The organism is Bartonella sp. MR168JLCBS (assembly GCF_042194175.1).
This window is the reverse complement of record NZ_JBHIMP010000404.1, coordinates 1-260: the sequence shown is the minus strand read 5'-3', so window position 1 is coordinate 260 and position 260 is coordinate 1. Positions and strand designations below refer to the sequence as shown.

At 40.8% G+C, this 260-nt stretch carries 1 protein-coding gene; it reads left to right on the top strand.

Annotated elements, in window-relative coordinates; all coding sequences use genetic code 11:
* Nucleotides 1-260, top strand: a 260-nt coding sequence (locus ACFIK8_RS11635; protein ID WP_375669517.1) for a lytic murein transglycosylase, incomplete at both ends; no start/stop codon positions are given.

Genomic DNA, 260 nt, shown 5'->3' with positions numbered 1-260 from the left:
ATTTCGACAATCGTATTCATGATGTTGCCATTGTAGAGGGACGGCGTCAAGCGCAAAAATGTAAAAAATGGCTTCATCAACTTGAGAAACGTCTTGGCGTTCACCGCAATATTCTTCTCGCTATTTGGTCAATAGAAAGCAATTATGGAAAAGTTTTAACAAATAAAAGTGTAATACGTGATACCATTCGCTCTCTCGCAACCTTAGCCTATGCTGATAAAAAACGTGCAAAATACGCGCGTGCGCAACTGATTGCCGCT